The following is a 4977-nucleotide window of genomic DNA, read 5'->3' as shown; positions in this document are numbered from 1 at the left end:
AGAACAAGCTGGGTTCGGCCAGAAAATGTACGACCAAAGCTTGGTACTGGAGTAGTCGTCGCTGCAAACGGGTGCGTTCAGGTAGATGGGGGAAGCAGTCACCCAGGTTGGCGACCAGCCACAGGTAAAACCGACGGAACGAACCGCCTTTGAGGCTGAACATCAGCCCGATGGTGACCAACTCACTAAGGCTGAGCTTGGCTTGTTGATGTTCATGCTGTTTTGCCTTCGAACGCAGGGCATCGTCTACGCCAACGTACAGCACCAAAGCAACGTCTTCCAGCGATAGAATGCATCTCGGGTCTGGCCGCATACACCAGACCCTATTCCTTTCTCCCGCTACTTTTCAACTAGCACCAGTGATTAAGTAGCGACATAAATTTGGCTCAGTTTAGGTTTTTGGGTTGCTCGAGGGCCGCTTCACGGATGGCCCTGGCCCGCTCGATGGCAGCTCGGGCCTCTTGCTCTAGCCGCACGATCCGGTAGCCCCAAAACCCCCCCGGCGGCGTTCGGAACCAGCTCGTTGAGGTAGCCCTCGGGCGGATTGGGCGGCTCAAAGCCACAACGACCACAGAAATACCCCTCGCATTTTTCCAGGCGGGAAGGCTGGACGTTCTGGGTCTTTTCGCAACCGACACACCTGATGACCACCTTTGCGGCGTTGCCCATCCCCCTACTCTCCCAGCAGGCGCTCGAGCTCCTCCAGCATCTCCTCCACCCTGGCCCGCTTCTCAGCGGGTAGGGCCTCGAGGTTCACCTTCGCCAACCGGCTGGCCACCGCCCTGTGCCGGGGCAGGGGAGAGGCCTCCTTCTGGAGCAAAGCCCGCACCCGCTCCTTCAGCTCGCGAAGGGAAAGGCCCAGGCGGGCTTCCTTCAGGAGGTTCTTGCGGGCCTTTTTGTCCCGCACCTTCTTGAGTTCCAGGGCGGTGGTGTAGGGGATGACCCCTTCCTCCAGGGCGGCCTTCAGATCCTCGGGCAAATTCAACAGGGGCAGGCGGTGCTGCACGAAGGATTCCCAGGTCAGCCGCCCCAGGCCCTGGAAGATTTCCTCGACCTGGACGGCATCAGTATTAGGTACAACGTTGTCCCTAACCCGACCCTCGCGGGCGTTCTTCATCTGCCGCAACAGCCCCACTACCTCTTCCCTGCTCTTCTCCAGCCGCATCTCCAGCAGGGCCAGGATGCCCAGGGTCTCCTCGTAGGGGTTGAGGTCTTCGCGTTGCAGGTTCTCCACCAGGGCGATCTGGTGGGCGGTGGCCTCGTCCACCTCGAGGATCACCACCGGCACCTCGGTCAGCCCGGCCAGCTCAGCGGCTCGGTAGCGACGCTCCCCGGCAATGATGGCGTACTGCCCATCCCCCAGTGGGCGCACCAGCAAGGGTTGCAGAACCCCGCGCTCTTTCACCGAAGCGGCCAGCTCCTCCAGCTTCTCAAACCGCTTGCGGGGCTGGGCAGTAGGGGAGAGGGCAGTGAGCGGTAGCGAGGACTCCTTAACCGTCATCTCCCTGGCCAGCTCCTGCACCTGACGGAACATATCCTGCATGACGCCCACTAGACCACCTCCTTATGGGTCACATCCAGGAAGGTCTGGCACACAATATTCATCTCCTCACGAATGCGCTCATCGCCCACTGCCTGGATGGGCAGGGCCTGGTCGATGGCTTCCTTGTAAGGTCCCGGCCGGTAGTAAAGTGGCGGGGTAATCGGGGCAATCTGGCTTGCCTCCTCGAGAATCTTCTGGGCCATGCGATCCTGGTTGGTGCGCGGGTCGTACTTGGTAGGCACCAGCAGGCGAATAAACGGGCTTCGCGGGCTGTGAAAACGCAGAGAAGCCAGGGTCTGCACATAGTCTCGACTAACTTCCACCACGCCCCGCAAAGCCTGAAGGCCTTTAGCGCTGGTTTCCACCGGCACCACCAGACCGTGACTGGCCAGCGCTGCCATCCCCGCAATTGAGCCTAGCGATGGAGGGGAGTCAATCAAGACATAATCGTAATCCTGAAACCACTCGGCATCTTGCCATGCAGCGCGGAGCAACATCAGACCAAGCTTTTTGCTGGGGATCACCGACTCCGCAATAGCCAAATTCATGCTAGCCGGAATGAGCTCGAGACCTCCTACCAGATCTTTGCGTGGCGCGGGTAAAACATTCTGGCTCAAAACCAGAAGAAGTGTTTCTTCATCCTTTACCGTGGTTGGATCCTGACCCAGCCACGCGGTAAGGTTTGCCTGCGGGTCGGCATCAATCAGCAAGACCCGGAATCCTCGAGAGGCCAATGCAAATCCAAGATCCCTTGCAAGGGAGGTTTTACCTGCACCTCCCGCATGGGTGAATAGCGTAAGCACCTGCGTGGCCTGGCTGAGTTTTTCCACCTCAACGGGAATGTACCAGTACCGACCATGGCGCACGGCCTTCTGCTGACCCTGTTTGATCTGCCAGCGCAACGTGCTCTCGGGAATTCCCTGTTGTTCTGCATACTCTGTTAAGGGCATTAGCTTTTGCGGCATGCGCTAATCATAACAGATGATTTCCGCAACGCACAACATTGTGCCCTGACATCACCCATTGAGGCCGAACATTACTCATTCATAGCACTGCTGGGCGTTCACAACCGCCTGCGGGTGGTTCGCTTACAGAGAGATTCCTAGTCTAATCGAGCGTTACAGGCTCTCTATGGGTATCGGAATACTTGGTCAATTAACCCAGGTCTGGTATCGGAATACTTGGTCAATTGCTGGCTGGCTGAGGAATTTATAACTACAACTTTTCTCGTATCCAACGAATCTTTCGTGGTTACAGGGGGTCGTGTAGATGATGCAGGTCAGGGTATCGGAATACCTGGCTAATTACAGGACATCTGCTATCGGAATACTTGGTAAGTTGAGAAAAACCGCTATCGGAATACTTGGTCAATTGAACGATCTGAGTATCGGAATACTTGGTCAGTTGGCACCCCTCGATTATCGGAATACTTGGCCAGTTCGGAGAAGCGTTATCGGAATACTTGGCCAATTTGCGCCCCAAAGTATCGGAATACTCGAGCAAAAAGGGCTTGAAAGTATCGGAATACTTGGCTAATTCTAAAAAGATTACATGTACAGAACGGCATAACCCGGTGGCCCTTGATGATGACATCATTAAAGTACCAATTCTTTTTTTAATCACTCACAATTATCAACATCAAGGCTGTTTGGCAATCGGCATATAATTTGCTAATCATGGCCGCCAAAAGCAACCCTGAACGTACTGAGATCGAGCGCTTCGACGAGGCTAACGTGGCCCGCCTGGGCCTGATCAGCATTCAGGAGCGCATTCCTCCAGACTACACGAGCTGGAGTGTGGAAATTAACCTTGATGGCCGACGAGCGCGACTTTCCTGCGTGGCTGTGTCCGAGCATGGAGGGGTGCCGCACGGGCTTGACAATGATGTAAGCCTCGCGCTCATAAGCCTGTATCAGGAAGCAGGAGCGCCTGAAGATGGCACCATCGTGACCACGGCCTACCGAATTCTTTCGATTGTCGGTTGGGACACCAGTGGTCATTACTACCAAGCCTTGAAGGAGAGCCTTGAGCGACTCACAACCGCCACTTACACGGCCAGCGAAGCCTGGCGCAGTGGCAAGAAGTGGACCACAGTAACCTTTCGTTACATCGAGCGTCTGGAGTATACCAGCGAGGACGATAAACTGAGTCTTTCGGCCCCCAGCGTCCTCAAGATCCGGCTGGCTCGCGAGATCGTAGAGTCGGTGCGGGCTCGATACCTGAAACCGCTGGATCTGGGTTTTTTGACCACCCTGGAGCGCCCGCTTACACGGGCTCTATACCGCCTGCTTGATGCGCAGAGGGTTTCTCCGGATGGGGGAGAGGTAAACCAGTTTCGCACCAACATTGTGGACTGGGCTAAAGCGTGCAAGATTGTCGATCAAACCCCGGCACGGGTACGAAGAACCCTCGAGGGGGCCCACCAGGAGCTCATTGAGCGGGGTTACCTGGCCCGAGTAGATTACGAGGGCCGGGGGCAGAAGCAGGAAATTCGCTACACCTTCGGTCAGCAGGTGTATGTTTCTCGGGAAAACCTACGGTTGCTGGAAAAAATCGCCGCGCATGGTGTAGCCCGACCGGTGGGGCAGGCCCTGCTGGCGCAGTACGGCGCGGAGCGTATTGCCGAACGGCTGAACCGATACGAGGCCATCCTGAACTCAGGTTACAAACCACGAAACCGAGCGGGCTTCCTGGTAGATGTGATTCGAGATGAGGAAGCCAAGTACGCAGACCCCGAGGGTTTTGTATCCAAAAGCCGACGAAAAGCCACCAACGATGTTCGGCAGCGCCTGGCGCTGGAAGCGAAGAGGGAAGAGGAGCGCCGGGAGCAGGAGGCCGCCCAGGAATGGGAAGGGCTTGATCGTCAGGGGCAGGCCGCCAAGGCTCTGCGAATGCTCTCGTTGATTTTGGGCAAGAGCCTGCCGACCCACTATTACAGTGGGCTCGAGGCGGCCTTTGAGGCTGGCCACCTGGATCCCAGGCGGACGGTCGAGGTAGCGATCCAGGCCAGTATAGGGCATCAATTGCCCAAGTTCGTGGATGAACTGGTTCAGAGATTGGATAGGCTTTGATACCTCACAAAACCTCTTTCGCGGATGCTCCGGTTCTCACCTCGCCTTGGCATGGCGACGGGAAGGAAGGGGGTTGCGCCCGGAGAGCCCAGTGTACCCCACAAACTAGTTTTTGCGGTACGCCACTAGAGCATGTCTGAATAGGTTATCAAGGGAAAAAGGGGTAGTTTGGTGTTTGCTATGACCAACTACCCCAGCGATCTTAGCACAAAGGAATACGAGCTGTTGAAGCCCCTGCTGCCCGAACTGAAGCCTCATCCCAGACGCAAGTGGGATTGGCGCCTGATCTTGAACGCTATTTTCTACGTGCTCAGAGGAGGCTGTGCCTGGCGGTTGATGCCCTCCGACCACGTGCCCTGGCAG

4 protein-coding genes and 1 pseudogene are annotated in these 4977 nt (G+C 56.7%); 2 read left to right on the top strand and 3 right to left on the bottom strand.

The features are described 5' to 3' along the window. The 3 genes and pseudogenes from J3L12_RS16495 to J3L12_RS16485 form a co-directional block, all read right to left on the bottom strand. Positions 1-313: pseudogene (locus J3L12_RS16495) on the bottom strand (hypothetical protein); the annotation flags it as partial. 360 nt (positions 314-673) lie between these two features. Then, positions 674-1501 carry a ParB/RepB/Spo0J family partition protein gene (locus tag J3L12_RS16490; RefSeq protein WP_243455343.1) on the bottom strand — a complete coding sequence of 276 codons (828 nt, stop codon included), beginning with the start codon at positions 1499-1501 and terminating at the stop codon, positions 674-676. 50 nt (positions 1502-1551) lie between these two features. Beyond that, positions 1552-2508 carry a ParA family protein gene (locus J3L12_RS16485; RefSeq protein WP_208016140.1) on the bottom strand — a complete coding sequence of 319 codons (957 nt, stop codon included), beginning with the start codon at positions 2506-2508 and terminating at the stop codon, positions 1552-1554. Positions 2509-3219: 711 nt separating this feature from the next. Between J3L12_RS16485 and J3L12_RS16480 the strand changes: the two genes are divergently transcribed. Together J3L12_RS16480 and J3L12_RS16475 are read left to right on the top strand one after the other, a co-directional pair. Continuing rightward, complete coding sequence (locus tag J3L12_RS16480; protein WP_208016139.1) at positions 3220-4614, top strand: replication initiator protein A; 1395 nt, start codon at positions 3220-3222, stop codon at positions 4612-4614. Between the two features lie 180 nt (positions 4615-4794). Further along, positions 4795-4977, top strand: a 183-nt coding sequence (locus J3L12_RS16475) for a transposase (protein WP_208016138.1), incomplete at its 3' end; no start/stop codon positions are given.

This window comes from Meiothermus sp. CFH 77666 (genome assembly GCF_017497985.1).
In the GTDB taxonomy this organism is placed as follows: domain Bacteria; phylum Deinococcota; class Deinococci; order Deinococcales; family Thermaceae; genus Meiothermus.
The sequence above is the reverse complement of the archived record's forward strand: the minus strand, read 5'-3'. Positions and strand labels throughout refer to the sequence as shown.